The following is an 11,771-nucleotide window of genomic DNA, read 5'->3' as shown; positions in this document are numbered from 1 at the left end:
GAATCCGTGCAGAAGCGCCGACGACATCGTGAGCGCGACCCGATCGGCAGGAGGTGCGCCAATGCCCCGTGTCGCCTTCCTCGTCAGCAGCGCGCGCGCCATCGACCTGGACGACGACCCTCAGCACCCCACCGGCTACTGGGCCGAGGAGGTGCTGACGTCCTACGAGCGCCTCATGGCCGTCGGCGTGGACACGATCGTGATGACCGTCGACGGCACGGCACCGAGCGTTGATCCGTACAGCCTGGATCCGGTCTTCCACCAGCCGCTCGAGGACCGGGGCTACTTCGCCTCCGTCCACCGCACCTTCCATCGGGATCCGGACGATGTGCGGATCACGCTGCACCACACCACGGAGCTGGACCTCGCCGCGGGCCGCCGCATCGCCCGCCGGATGGTGCTCGCCGGCAGGACCGCCGAGGAGGCGCACCGGATCGTGAGTACGGCGGCGAAGATCGCCTGGCGCGAGGACCGCCGCCTGGTCGAGGTGATGGCGACCGAAGGCATCGATGGCGGGGTGCCGGAGGGGGGCCTGCGCGAGGCGGTGGCCGAGCTCGACCTGGTGTGTCGAGCCATGGCGGAGGACCGAGCGGCCAGCCTCGTCGAGATCGAGGAACTGCACCACCCGGTGGCACTCCAGGATCTGGACGACGCCGACCTGGCCGCGTTCGACGGGATGTTCGTCCCCGGCGGGCACGCGGCGATGGTCGACCTGCCCGAGAGCCCGGCCGTCGGTCGCCTGGTCGCCAGCCTCCACGGGAGAGGGGCGCCGATCGCGGCGCTGTGCCACGGGCCCGCCGCGCTCCTGGCGGCACCGGACCGGTGGGACGGGCAGTGGCTCTTCGAGGGCTACCGGTTCACCAGCTTCACCGATGACGAGGAGAGCCAGAACGCGATCGGCCGCGGTGGCCTGCCGTGGCGCCTGGCGCCCGCGCTGCAGAATGCCGGCGGCATCCTCGACGACGCAGCGCAGCCGTGGGCCTCGCACGTGGTGGTCGACCGCAACCTCATCACCGGCCAGAATCCGTTCTCCACCAGGGCCACCGTCGGCGCGCTGCTCAAGGCGCTGGGTCTGGCAGGACCCCGGCATCGATCGCGCTGAATCCGACATGGGTGCGGGGCTAGCGTTCCCCCATGACCTCCATCCGCTCTCATGCCCTGCTCGACCACGACGCCGCCACCGTGTGGGTCACGATCCGCGACATCGGCGCTGTCTCCGAGTGGTTCCCCAGCATCATCGAGTCCGAGTCGACCGATGTCGGCCGCAACGTGACGCTGGCCGACGGCACCCGCCTGGTCGAGGAGACCGTCACCCTCGATGAGGATCTGCGTCGCTATCAGTACCGGATCATCGGCGGCGACCTCGTGCCCGAGGTCCACCTGGGCACCCTCGACGTGATCGACCTCGGCGAGGGCCGCTCGCTGCTCATGTACGGCTCCGACGTGGTCCCCGACGGGGTAGCCGCCGCGTTCGACCCGGCCATCGGCGAGGCCGTCGCCGCCCTGGGTGCCTACCTGGGCCAGCACGCCTGACATCGAGACGAAACACGAGGGGCCCTCCGTCATGCGGAGGGCCCCTGATGCGTCACCGGGACGCAACATAGACACGTCGAGCGCAGGAATGCGCAACTGGCCAACCGTTTTCTGCGATGCATTCCAGAACACGTAGGGGCAGGGTTCTTCTCACTTCAACAGGCCGTTACCTGGAGGAACCAGATGCCCCGAATTGCCTTCCTCGTGTCGAGTGCACGAGCGATCGATCTGCACGAGAGCAGCGACCACCCGACCGGCTTCTGGCTGGAGGAGGCGCTGCTGTCCTACGAGCGGTTCGTCGAGGCGGGCGTCGAGGTGGTCGTCATGACGCCCGACGGCCAGGCCCCGGTGCCGGATCCGTACGGCCTGGAGCCGATCTTCCACTACCCTGCCGAGGACCGCGACTACTTCGCCTCGGTGTACCGGACCTTCCAGCACGACCCCGACGACATCCGGATCACCCTCGAGCACACCACCGACCTCGACCTCGTCGCGGGCCGCCGCATCGCCCAGCGGATGGTCGCCGCCGGTCGTACGCCGAGCCAGGCGCACGACCTGATCAGCGCGGCCGCGCGGATCGCCTGGCTGCAGCACCGACGCCTCGTCGACGTGATGCTGTCGGAGGGGATCGACGGGGGCCTCCCCGAGGCGGCGCTGCGCGACGGTGTCGCCGAGCTCGAGGCCGCGAGCACCGCGGTCCGCGACGACCGGCTGGCCCGCCTGGCCCGGATCGAGGGCTTCGCCGCCCCCGTCGCACTGTCCTCCCTCACCGACGAGCAGCTCGGCGAGTTCGATGCGGTGTTCGCGCCCGGCGGCCACGGGCCGATGGTCGACCTCCCGGAGAACCCCGACGTGGCCCGCCTGCTCTCGGTCCTGCACGAGCAGGGCAAGACCATCTCGGCCCTGTGCCACGCACCCGCGCTGCTGCTGGCCGCACCCGACCGCATCGACGGCCAGTGGCTCTTCGAGGGCTTCCGGCTCACCTCCTACACCAACGAGGAGGAGGACCAGAACAAGATCGGCCGGCTCGGCATGCCGTGGCTGCTCGCCTCCGCGCTGCAGAACGCCGGCGCGATCTTCGACGACGCGCCCTACCCGTGGGCCTCCCATGTGGTCGTCGACCGGAACCTGATCACCGGTCAGAACCCGTACTCGACCGAGGCCACCGCCGACGCCGTACTCAAAGCATTGGAGCTGTTGTGAGCACACCCAGCCAGGCTGTTGAGGCCTTCCTCAACGCGATCAAGCTCAAGGACGTCGACGGCGCGATGTCGACGGTGTCCAGCACGGCCAGCATCACCGCCTACCCGCTGCAGATCCGCGGCGGCAACGCCGATGTCATCCACCAGCTGTTGGAGGACATCGTCACCGCCTTCCCCGACCTGCTGATCACGGTCAAGGACGTGATCGAGGTCGGCAAGGTCGTCGCCGCCGAGTTCAAGATCGAGGGGACGCAGGCCGCCGACTTCCTCGACGCCATCAACCAGGAGAAGCACCTGGACCTCGATACCGCCTGGCGCTTCACCGTCGATGCCGACCAGATCGTCGGCATCGACATCTACTGGTGCCAGAACCAGCTCTACCGCCGCCTTGCCGTGAAGCGGCAGGACCGCGTGACGATCGTCTAAGGAGAAAGACCATGACCCAGCTGGACACCGCCCCCGCCCCCGGGTCGAACGCAGTGGGGAAGATGACCGCGGAGAAGGCGGTCGCCGTCGTCACCGCCTTCTTCGACCGCTACCGTGAGCGCGACGTCGTCGAGATGACCGAGCTCTGCACCGACAACGCCGAGTTCTCCTACACGCCCTTCGAGGTGTGGGCCAAGCAGCGCGTCGTGCGCGGCGACGGCAAGGTTCGCACCATCGGCCGGGTCATCTGGAGCGGCCTGATCAACGCCTTCCCCGACCTCGGCAACACGATCTTCCACATCGACGGCAACGACAACGGCGACGTCGTGGTGGCCTGCGACATCACCGGGACCCAGCAGTCCGCTTGGGGCTTCATCAGCCCGCAGGGCCAGTACTTCGCCGAGCCCCACCTCTTCATCATGCACGTCGACGACGACGGCCTGATCGACAGCATCAAGGCCTACTGGGACAACGCCGGCGTCAACCGCCAGCTCGGCCACTTCGAAGTCGACTGACGTCGCCCGACGTCCATAAGAAAGGACTCAACGAATCATGACGCTGCTCAAGCGTGAGGAGTGGGAAGGCTTCGTCCGCGACGTTGACTGGACCCTGTCCTACGTCGACGACGAGGCGGTCTACCCCGACTGGCTGACCGGCACCGGCAAGGTCCCGCGCGAGGCGTGGGCGAAGTGGGAGGAGGGCTACAAGGTCTCCTACCCCGAGTACCTCTACACCCAGCGCGAGAAGGAGTCGGCGACGTACGCCGTCAAGGCCGCCCTCCAACGCACCTCGACCTTCGACCACCTCGACGAGGGGTGGAAGTCCTCCACCAAGATGCACTTCGGCGGCGTCGCCCAGGTCGAGTACACCGCCATGCTGGCCGAGCTGAAGATGGCTCGCTTCGGCCTCAACGGCGCCTGGCGCAACATGGCCGTCTACGGCCAGCTCGACGAGTTGCGCCACCAGAACCTGACCACGTTCTTCGGCCACGAGCTGATCCAGAAGGACGTGCAGTTCGACTGGACGCAGAAGACCTACAGCACCAACGACTGGGTGCCGATCGCGCTGCGCACGCTCTTCGACGGGTTCATGACGACCTCGAACGTCGTCGACTGCGCGCTGATGCTGCCGCTCACCTTCGAGACCGGCTTCACCAACCTGCAGTTCGTCGCGCTCTCCGCGGACGCCCTGGAGGCGGGGGACGTCAACTTCGCCTCGATGATCTCCAGCATCCAGACCGACGAGGCCCGCCACTCCCAGCAGGGCGTCGCCACCTTGGAGATCCTGGTCGAGCACGACCCGGCGCGCGCCCAGTGGGTCGTGGACAAGGGCTTCTGGGCCAACGCCCGAGCGTTCGCCGCGCTGACGGGTCCGGGCATGGACTACTACACGCCGCTGGAGCACCGCAAACAGTCCTACAAGGAGTTCATGGAGGAGTGGATCGTCGACCAGTTCGTGCGCACGATCGAGGACTACGGCCTGAAGAAGCCGTGGTTCTGGGACGAGTTCATGCGCTCGCTGGACAGCTGGCACCACAGCCTTCACATGGGCCTGTGGTGGTGGCGCCCCACCCTGTGGTGGAAGCCGAAGGCCGGCGTCTCGGCCGACGAGCGCGACTGGCTGAACGAGAAGTACCCCAACTGGGAGGCCATGTACGGCGACAAGTGGGACACGATCATCGACAACATCAACGCCAACAACGTCGAGGCCACGCTGCCCGAGACGCTGCCTTGGCTGTGCTCGACGTGTCATCTGCCGGCCTGCAACCCCTCGCAGTCGCGTGATGGCAAGTGGCGCATCCGGGACCACTCCCTGGACTACAACGGCAAGAAGTACCACTTCTGCAGCCTCGGCTGCCGCCAGATCTGGTGGAAGGACCGCGACAACGTCAACCACCTGACGCTGGTCGACCGGTTCCTCGCCGGCCACATCCAGCCGATGACGGTCCCCGGTCTGCTCGACTACATGGGCATCACGCCCGAGGTGATGGGCGACGACCCCGACTACGCGGCCTGGACCAAGGACTACGCCGGTCGTACGGCGAGCGGCCTGATCGTGGCGGGAGCGAACGCATGAGTGAGCAGACCCAGGAGAAGGTGGAGCTCGGTCCGGAGGACCGTGCGCCCGAGCTGGTGCCGTTGCACGCGGTGTTCTCGACGGACTTCGTCGCGATCCTGGTGCCGGTGACCACCGCCAACACGATCGACGAGGTGGCCGCCGCGGTGGCCCACCACTCCGAGGGGCGTCGCGTGCGTGCGCTGCCCTACCCGAAGTACGTCGTCCACAACGGCCGCCGGCTCCCGGGCCACATCACGGTCGCTGAGGCTGGCATCGGACCGATGGACGGCGTCGTCGTCGAATACGACATCCCGGAGGGGCAGTCATGAACAACCCCGTGGGCCCGGTCCTGCGTCACGGTGACGAGATCGACCAGATCATCGCCGCGCTCGAGGACGACAACCCGGAGGCCGACATCGAGGTCATCGACCGCGGTGCCTACATCCGGATCCAGGCCGAGGACAGCCTGGAGTTGACCGAGGAGACGCTGCAGAGCTACCTCGGCGCCGACTACCGCATCCGTTCCCTCGAGGTCGCGATGTCGTCCTTCTCGGGACGGGTCTCGACCGAGAGCGACCGCATCCGGTGGGAGACCGCCGAGGCGGCGGCCGCCCGCAAGGCCCAGGCCGCACCGAAGGCAGGAGTGAACTGATGACCGAGCAGGCAGAGCAGCCGAAGCGGGCGCCGCGCCAGCGCAAGCTGCGCACGTTCAGCGCGTTCGGCGACGTACGCCGGATGCCGAGCGAGTACGAGATCGTCACGCACTCGCAGAACTGGAACACCCGCGCCAGCAAGGCCAGCGTGTTCGAGCAGAACCCGTCGTCGCCGGGCAACCTGTGGTTCTTGACCTATCGCGAGCACTCGCCCCTGCAGGCCGACGACTGGGAGGGGTTCCGCGACCCGGACCAGATCGCCTATCGCTCCTACGTCAACCTGCAGGCCACCGAGCAGACCAAGCTCGACGGCGTCCTGGAGCGCTACCACGACGCTGACTCGGCGCTCACCGCGACACAGGTCGAGCGGCTCGGTGCGCTGCTGACCCCCGCGCGCTACCTGGTGCACGGCTTCCAGCAGGCTGAGGCATACGTCGGGTTCATCGGCCCGAGCTCGTATGTCACCAGCGCGGCCGGCTACGCCAACGCCGACTTCCTGCGCCGGGTGAGCGTGATCGCCTACCGCACGCGGTCGCTGCAGCTGGCCCATCCCGACTCCGGGATCGGCACCGAGGAGCGTCGTCGCTGGGAGCAGGACGCCGCCTGGCAGCCGGCCCGCAAGGCGCTCGAGCAGGCCCTGATCGCCTACGACTGGGGCGAGGCGTTCACCTCCCTCAATCTGGTCCTCGCCCCGACCCTGGACCACCTGCTCATCGAGCAGCTCGGCGAGGTCAGCCGGGCCGAGGGTGATGAGCAGTCGTGGCTGCTCGCGCAGCTTCTCAACGAGGACACCCAGCGCCGCAACCGCTGGAGCAGCACCCTGGGGCGCTATGCCGTCGAGCAGCGAGCGGCCAACGAGAAGCCGCTGCGCAAGTGGTTCGACCGCTGGGGAGCCCGCGCCGACGAGGCGGTGGCCGCGCTGGCGCCGTACCTCGGACGTCCGGAGGACGAGGTCGTCGCCTCGGCCCGGGCCGCGCGTGAGGAGCTGCACGCGGGGATCCTCGACGTGGCCTCGGCCGCGAGCTGAGCTAGGAGAAGAGAGATGAGCGAGACCGTGACCGAGAACCCGACCGACCGGCAGTGGCACGAGGTGTCCCACCTCGACGATCTGTGGGAGGGGGACATGGCGTCCGTGGAGGTGGACGGCACGTCCGTCCTGCTGGTCAACATGGACGGCGATGTCTTCGCCTACCGGAACCGGTGCCCTCACCAGGACTGGCCGCTGGACGACGGAGACCTCGACGGTCGCAAGCTCACCTGCGCCCAGCACCTGTGGGAGTTCGACGTGTGCACCGCCAAGGGGATCAACCCGGCGACCTCCCAACTGCTCGGCTACGAGTGCAAGGTCGACGAGGACGGCGCCATCTCGGTGCGGGTGAAGTGATGTCGGGCCTGTCGAGCTCGTCGTGCGTCGTGCTGGTCGGTGGCGGCGTCGCTTCGGCGGCGGCTGGCGCCGGCCTGCGGGTACAGGGGTACGACGGCCGGGTGGTCCTCGTCTCCGACGAGCTGCACCTGCCCTACGAACGCCCGCCGCTGTCGAAGGAGTATCTGTCCGGCAAGTTCGACGTCGCCGACTTCCAGACCCACCCTGAGGGTTGGTATGCCGAGAACGAGATCGAGGTGCTTCTCGGCACCCGCGTCTCCTCGGTGGATCCGGTCGCTCGTCGGGTGACCCTCTCCGACGGCGCTGCCCTGGAGTACGACGCCCTCGTGCTCGCCACCGGGGTCCGCGCCCGGGCACTGCCCGGGTTCACGGGCGACCGGGTGCACTCGATCCGCTCGATCACCGACACCGAACGGCTCGCGTCGCGCCTCACGCAGAGCCAGCACCTTGCCATCCTCGGAGCCGGCTTCATCGGCTGTGAGGTCGCCGCGATCGCGGCGGCCCAGGGCGTGCGGGTCACCGTGTTCGAGCCCGCACCCGTCCCGCTGGCTCGCGCCCTCGGCGCGGACTTCGGCCGCACGATGGTCGACATCCACGCCGATCACGGCGTCGAGATCCGGTCCGGGCACCAGGTGACCTCGATGACCGAGACCGATGACGGCCTGCTGCTGCACACCGCCGACGGCGAGACCATCGCCTGCGACGAGCTCCTCGTCGGTGTCGGCTCAATACCCAACACCGAGCTCGCCGTGGCGGCCGGGCTGAGGATCGACGAGGCCACCGGGGGCATCGCGACCGACGAGTTCGGCCGCACCAGCGACCCCCGCATCTATGCCATCGGTGACGTGGCCTCCCGGCTGCACCCGATCCTCGGGCGGGCGATTCGGGTCGAGCACCACGACACCGCACAACGCCACGGCGCCAACGTGGCCGCCAACATCCTCGGCCACGAAGAGCCGTTCTCGGATGCGCCGTACTTCTGGTCCGATCAATACGACCACAGTCTCAAAGCGCTCGGCCACGCCGGCCCCGACGCGACCACGGTGATCCGCGGCTCGGTCGAGGACCGCTGCTTCTCGGTGTTCTCGCTCGAGGACGGTCGGGTGACGGCGGTCGCGACCCTGGACCGGCCGCGCGACCTGATGGCCACCCGCAAGCTGCTCGGCGTGCCGCATCAGGCCACCGCCGAACAGCTCGCCGACGAGGGCTTCGACCTCAAGGCACTGCTGCCCCAACGGCCGCGCACCCGACCGAACGGGGCTCGACAGTCCGGCGTCTGTCCGTCGGAGGCTTGCTCATGAGTGCCGCACCCGCCTTCGTCGAGGCCGTCGACGTCACCGTTCACGAGGAGCAGGTCCGGGTCGCGGAGCCGGAGGCCACCGCGGCCCTGGCCCGCGTGCTCGGGCAGCCGGTCATCGATGCGCGCGCCCGACTGAGGCTCGGGCCGGGGCGCACCTGCGAGCCCTTGGCCCGGTTGCTCGACAAGGCCGTGGTCGTCGCCGAGCGGCGCGGCCTGGACCCGTCCGTGCTGGTGCTCGCCGCCGGTTCGGCCGACCCTGCCGAGGACATCGTGCGGATCCGGCGCAAGGCCCACGGCGTGGCCGACTGGATCAGCAGCCCCACCAGCGCGGTGACCCTGGTGCTGCGCCCGGCCGGCCTGGCCGCGATCGCGGTCGATGCCGACCTCGTCCCGGCGCCACCCGAGCGCCCCGCGCGCGAGCAGCGCCGCGAGAGCGAGGCGGAGCTCGCCGTACGGGAGGCGTTGTACGACGTCATCGACCCAGACCTCGGCGTCAACGTCGTCGACCTCGGCTTCGTGCGCGAGGTCCGCCTCGACCACGACGGCATCGCGCATCTGATCATGACCCTCACCTCGGCGGCCTGCCCGCTGACCGCCGTGATGGAGCGCAACGTCGCCACCGTGCTCGCCGAGCAGGGTACGCGCTTCGCCCTCGAATGGGAGTGGCTACCGGCCTGGAAGCCCTCCGACATCACCGCCGACGGCCGCGCGCAACTGCAGGCCATCGGCTTCTCCGCCTTCTGAACCCGCCCCGCCATCCGAGGAGACCAGCCCATGAGCATCCCTGCGACAGCCGTCTCGGTCGACACCCTGACCTCGATCATGGAGGCATTCAACAACCACGACCTGGACGCGATCATGGAGTTCTTCGCCGAGGACTGCACCTTCGACACCTCGCGCGGGCCCGAACCGTGGGGCCAGCGCCTGGTCGGCAAGGAGGAGGTCCGCGCGGGCCTCGCTGCGCGCTTCGCCGGCATCCCCGACGTGCGCTACGACGCCGACCGGCATTGGGTCCACGGCGACCTCGGCGTCTCGGAATGGCTGGTGCACGGCACCACGACCGCGGGGGTGCCGGTGGAGGCCCGTGGCTGCGACCTGTGGGAGTTCCGCGGCGACAAGATCGTGCGCAAGGACTCCTACTGGAAGATCGTCGATGCCTGAATCGGCACCGAGCATGGCGTCGCGGAGTAGGATCCGCCCAAGGCAGGGAGGCTCGAAATGACCCATCTGAACCCGCTGGACTTCCACATCTCCACCGGAGATCTGGTCGCCGAGCTCAAGTCGTACGCCCACCAGGTGGGCACCAACGACGGCGTCTGGCCAGGGCTGACGATCTACCGCTACGACCAGCCGGCCGCACCCCTGTGGGAGGAGGTCCGCGAACTGCACCTGTGCGTCATCGCGCAGGGTCGCAAGCGTGTCACCCAGGGCGGCGAGGCGCATTACTACGACCCCTTCACCTACCTCGCGATCAGCGGGAACGAGCCGTTCCTGACCCAGATCGTCGAGGCCAGCCCGGAGCGGCCCTTCCTGTCCTTCGGCCTGCAGCTGGACAACGACTTGGTCCGCGCGATCTCCTCCGACATCATCATGGAGCGCGAGACCATGGCGTTCACCTCCTCGCCTGAGCCGCGCGTGTCGGAGCCCGCGTCGTTCGTCTCGGCCCTGGATCGAGACATGATGGATGCGATCCTGCGCTTCCTGCGGGCGCTCGGGACCGGCGCCGACCGGCGGGTGCTCGCGCCGACGTATCTGAAGGAGATCGTCTACCGCGCGTTGCAGGCCGAGCAGTACGGCCGCATCGTCGAGCGGGCCGCCCGGGAGAGCGCGAACAACCCGGTCAGCGCGATCATCTCCTACGTCCGCGACCACATCGCCGAGCCGCTGAGCGTGAACGAGATGGCCGAGCAGGCATTCATGAGCCCCTCGGCGTTCTCGCACCTGTTCCGCGACGTCACCGGCCGCTCGCCGTACCAGTTCGTCAAGGAGATGCGGCTCAACAAGGCCCGTGAGCTGCTCGTCGAGGACGAGTCAAACGTCACCCAGATCTCCAAGGCTGTGGGCTACCGCAGCACCTCGCACTTCATCAACGAATTCCGCGACCGTTTCGGGGTCACCCCGCGAGCCTTCGGCGACGCGCTGGCCGGTGGCCAGCTGCCACCGGTGGGGCGGCTCGACGCGGCCAACTGAGCAGTTCCCCTTATCGGATATCGACCGTGGCGTAGCGGATTCCGGTGCCGTCGACATCGGCGCCTTTCGGTGCGAGATATCGGTCTCGTTGAATGGGTGGAACGCGCGATATCTCACGCGTTCCACATCACGAGGGAGCAATTGTCATGACTCGCGTTCTCATGGCGGTGACCGGCGTCGACTACTGGACCCTGGCCGACGGGACCCGCCACCCCAGCGGCTATTGGCCCGAAGAGCTGAGCACGCCCTACGAGGTCTTCACCGAGGCCGGCTTCGACATCACGATCGGCACGCCCGGCGGCGTACGCCCCACGCCGGACCCGGCCGGATTCGCGCCGGTCTACCACGGAGACGACGAGGAGGAGGCGCAGCGCGTGCGGCTCCACCTGGAGTCCATCGATGAGCACCACGTCCCGGTCGCTCTGGAGGAGGCCGACGTCGCGGACTTCGACATCGTCTTCGTCCCCGGCGGCTGGGGGCCGATGGAGGATCTCGCCGTCTCGGCGCCATTCGGCGCCCTGCTGCGCGCCTTCACCGAGGCCGGCAAGCCCGTCGCCGCGGTGTGTCACGGGCCGGCCGCGTTGCTGCCTGCCCGCGACGACGCCGGCGATTGGCTCTTCGCCGGGCGCGCCGTCACCGGCTTCAGCAACGCCGAGGAGACCGCCGTAGGTACGGCGCCGCTGGCCCGCTGGCTGCTCGAGGACCGACTCATCGCCGAGGGCGGGGACTACCGGTGCACCGAGGAGGACTGGGCGGAACTGGTGGTCGTCGACGGCAACCTCTATACCGGTCAGAACCCGGCCTCGGCTCGCGGCCTGGCCGAGCGTCTGGTGCGCGAGAGCGCGCGCGTGCCCGTCGCCTGACACGGAGGCGATATCGGATTCCCTCGCTCTTCATGCGGAAATCTCCCCGGTCGTGTCCGGGCTCTGGATCGGCTGCGATATCGGCGCCTAAGGTCGCGCCACCGAGTCGATAGGGGCATCGGAGAGCCAGGCGGCATGACCTGAATCCGATCCCCGGGCGGC

The 11,771-nt window shown here is 68.7% G+C and carries 15 protein-coding genes; all 15 read left to right on the top strand.

The window, feature by feature from the left end; translation table 11 throughout:
* Positions 1–61 precede the first annotated feature (61 nt).
* Positions 62–1,102 (top strand): type 1 glutamine amidotransferase domain-containing protein, encoded by a 1,041-nt coding sequence (locus QM638_RS02690; protein WP_415140393.1) that lies wholly within the window; start codon positions 62–64, stop codon positions 1,100–1,102.
* Between the two features lie 32 nt (positions 1,103–1,134).
* Positions 1,135–1,533, top strand: a complete 399-nt coding sequence (locus QM638_RS02685) for an SRPBCC family protein (protein WP_415140392.1) — start codon at positions 1,135–1,137, stop codon at positions 1,531–1,533.
* 183 nt (positions 1,534–1,716) lie between these two features.
* Entirely contained in the window at positions 1,717–2,736 is a 1,020-nt protein-coding gene (locus tag QM638_RS02680) for a type 1 glutamine amidotransferase domain-containing protein (RefSeq protein ID WP_415140391.1), read from the top strand.
* On the top strand, positions 2,733–3,161 hold the full coding sequence (locus QM638_RS02675; RefSeq protein ID WP_415140390.1) for a nuclear transport factor 2 family protein: 429 nt from the start codon (positions 2,733–2,735) through the stop codon (positions 3,159–3,161). The genes QM638_RS02680 and QM638_RS02675 overlap by 4 nt, the downstream gene beginning before the upstream one ends.
* Before the next feature lie 11 nt (positions 3,162–3,172).
* The gene (locus QM638_RS02670; RefSeq protein ID WP_415140389.1) at positions 3,173–3,676 is read left to right on the top strand and encodes a nuclear transport factor 2 family protein; all 504 of its coding nucleotides are present in this window, start codon (positions 3,173–3,175) and stop codon (positions 3,674–3,676) included.
* Positions 3,677–3,713: 37 nt separating this feature from the next.
* The gene (locus tag QM638_RS02665; RefSeq protein ID WP_415140388.1) at positions 3,714–5,237 is read left to right on the top strand and encodes a toluene monooxygenase; all 1,524 of its coding nucleotides are present in this window, start codon (positions 3,714–3,716) and stop codon (positions 5,235–5,237) included.
* Positions 5,234–5,548, top strand: coding sequence for a toluene-4-monooxygenase system B family protein (locus QM638_RS02660; protein WP_415140387.1), 315 nt, complete (start codon positions 5,234–5,236; stop codon positions 5,546–5,548). The genes QM638_RS02665 and QM638_RS02660 overlap by 4 nt, the downstream gene beginning before the upstream one ends.
* Complete coding sequence (locus QM638_RS02655; protein WP_415140386.1) at positions 5,545–5,871, top strand: MmoB/DmpM family protein; 327 nt, start codon at positions 5,545–5,547, stop codon at positions 5,869–5,871. Before QM638_RS02660 ends, QM638_RS02655 begins: the two co-directional genes overlap by 4 nt.
* Positions 5,871–6,899 carry a hypothetical protein gene (locus QM638_RS02650; RefSeq protein WP_415140385.1) on the top strand — a complete coding sequence of 343 codons (1,029 nt, stop codon included), beginning with the start codon at positions 5,871–5,873 and terminating at the stop codon, positions 6,897–6,899. Before QM638_RS02655 ends, QM638_RS02650 begins: the two co-directional genes overlap by 1 nt.
* 15 nt (positions 6,900–6,914) lie before the next feature.
* Positions 6,915–7,256 (top strand): Rieske 2Fe-2S domain-containing protein, encoded by a 342-nt coding sequence (locus QM638_RS02645; protein WP_415140384.1) that lies wholly within the window; start codon positions 6,915–6,917, stop codon positions 7,254–7,256.
* Positions 7,256–8,557: an NAD(P)/FAD-dependent oxidoreductase gene (locus QM638_RS02640; protein WP_415140383.1), complete on the top strand. Its 1,302-nt coding sequence runs from the start codon at positions 7,256–7,258 to the stop codon at positions 8,555–8,557. The genes QM638_RS02645 and QM638_RS02640 overlap by 1 nt, the downstream gene beginning before the upstream one ends.
* Positions 8,554–9,300: an iron-sulfur cluster assembly protein gene (locus QM638_RS02635; protein WP_415140382.1), complete on the top strand. Its 747-nt coding sequence runs from the start codon at positions 8,554–8,556 to the stop codon at positions 9,298–9,300. Before QM638_RS02640 ends, QM638_RS02635 begins: the two co-directional genes overlap by 4 nt.
* A 30-nt stretch (positions 9,301–9,330) precedes the next feature.
* A complete protein-coding gene (locus QM638_RS02630; protein WP_415140381.1) occupies positions 9,331–9,717 on the top strand; it encodes a nuclear transport factor 2 family protein in 387 nt (128 codons plus the stop codon).
* A gap of 57 nt (positions 9,718–9,774) precedes the next feature.
* Positions 9,775–10,746, top strand: coding sequence for an AraC family transcriptional regulator (locus QM638_RS02625; protein ID WP_415140380.1), 972 nt, complete (start codon positions 9,775–9,777; stop codon positions 10,744–10,746).
* Between the two features lie 146 nt (positions 10,747–10,892).
* A complete protein-coding gene (locus QM638_RS02620) occupies positions 10,893–11,609 on the top strand; it encodes a type 1 glutamine amidotransferase domain-containing protein (protein ID WP_415140379.1) in 717 nt (238 codons plus the stop codon).
* Positions 11,610–11,771 lie beyond the last annotated feature (162 nt).

The organism is Nocardioides sp., from assembly GCF_047606145.1.
GTDB lineage: Bacteria > Actinomycetota > Actinomycetes > Propionibacteriales > Nocardioidaceae > Nocardioides.
The sequence above is the reverse complement of the archived record's forward strand: the minus strand, read 5'-3'. Positions and strand labels throughout refer to the sequence as shown.

What these genes read in the sequence shown, in the direction of transcription:
- QM638_RS02690 (WP_415140393.1), top strand. Translation starts at nt 62, where the DNA reads ATGCCCCGTGTCGCCTTCCTCGTCAGCAGCGCGCGCGCCATCGACCTG.
- QM638_RS02685 (WP_415140392.1), top strand. Translation starts at nt 1,135, where the DNA reads ATGACCTCCATCCGCTCTCATGCCCTGCTCGACCACGACGCCGCCACC.
- QM638_RS02680 (WP_415140391.1), top strand. Translation starts at nt 1,717, where the DNA reads ATGCCCCGAATTGCCTTCCTCGTGTCGAGTGCACGAGCGATCGATCTG.
- QM638_RS02670 (WP_415140389.1), top strand. Translation starts at nt 3,173, where the DNA reads ATGACCCAGCTGGACACCGCCCCCGCCCCCGGGTCGAACGCAGTGGGG.
- QM638_RS02665 (WP_415140388.1), top strand. Translation starts at nt 3,714, where the DNA reads ATGACGCTGCTCAAGCGTGAGGAGTGGGAAGGCTTCGTCCGCGACGTT.
- QM638_RS02660 (WP_415140387.1), top strand. Translation starts at nt 5,234, where the DNA reads ATGAGTGAGCAGACCCAGGAGAAGGTGGAGCTCGGTCCGGAGGACCGT.
- QM638_RS02655 (WP_415140386.1), top strand. Translation starts at nt 5,545, where the DNA reads ATGAACAACCCCGTGGGCCCGGTCCTGCGTCACGGTGACGAGATCGAC.
- QM638_RS02650 (WP_415140385.1), top strand. Translation starts at nt 5,871, where the DNA reads ATGACCGAGCAGGCAGAGCAGCCGAAGCGGGCGCCGCGCCAGCGCAAG.
- QM638_RS02645 (WP_415140384.1), top strand. Translation starts at nt 6,915, where the DNA reads ATGAGCGAGACCGTGACCGAGAACCCGACCGACCGGCAGTGGCACGAG.
- QM638_RS02640 (WP_415140383.1), top strand. Translation starts at nt 7,256, where the DNA reads ATGTCGGGCCTGTCGAGCTCGTCGTGCGTCGTGCTGGTCGGTGGCGGC.
- QM638_RS02635 (WP_415140382.1), top strand. Translation starts at nt 8,554, where the DNA reads ATGAGTGCCGCACCCGCCTTCGTCGAGGCCGTCGACGTCACCGTTCAC.
- QM638_RS02630 (WP_415140381.1), top strand. Translation starts at nt 9,331, where the DNA reads ATGAGCATCCCTGCGACAGCCGTCTCGGTCGACACCCTGACCTCGATC.
- QM638_RS02625 (WP_415140380.1), top strand. Translation starts at nt 9,775, where the DNA reads ATGACCCATCTGAACCCGCTGGACTTCCACATCTCCACCGGAGATCTG.
- QM638_RS02620 (WP_415140379.1), top strand. Translation starts at nt 10,893, where the DNA reads ATGACTCGCGTTCTCATGGCGGTGACCGGCGTCGACTACTGGACCCTG.